Source organism: Bradyrhizobium sp. TM233 (assembly GCF_036247965.1).
Lineage (GTDB): Bacteria > Pseudomonadota > Alphaproteobacteria > Rhizobiales > Xanthobacteraceae > Bradyrhizobium > Bradyrhizobium ottawaense.
The window spans coordinates 1-308 of the sequence record NZ_BTIG01000412.1; the positions used below are offsets into that span (position 1 = coordinate 1).

Annotated in this window: 1 protein-coding gene; it reads right to left on the reverse strand. The window is 71.1% G+C overall.

All coding sequences use genetic code 11. From position 1 onward, the window contains the following. Nucleotides 1-41 precede the first annotated feature (41 nt). A partial coding sequence (locus AABA86_RS34615; protein ID WP_338309944.1) for a GNAT family N-acetyltransferase occupies nucleotides 42-308 on the reverse strand: 267 nt, incomplete at its 5' end.

Consider the following 308-nt stretch of genomic DNA (forward strand, 5'->3'; position numbering starts at 1 on the left):
GAGCGCAGCGACATCCGGGTTACCCACTGCCGCGGGCCGGCCTACCCTGCCCGCGCCTTGCTCCAGTCGGGGCCGACCGGGCCCGACACGCCCTCGAAGGCGCCGTCGACGAGCTCGAATACCAGGATACGGGCGGCGTCGACAGGGCCGGGCATGGTGACACGGCCTTTCGGGACCGGCTTGAAGCCGACGCGGCTGTAATAGGGCTCGTCGCCAACCAGCAGCACGAGGCGATGACCTTTCGCCTTCGCGTCCTTGAGCGCGCGCTCCATCAGCAGACGGCCGACACCGCGGCCGCGGAACGGCGG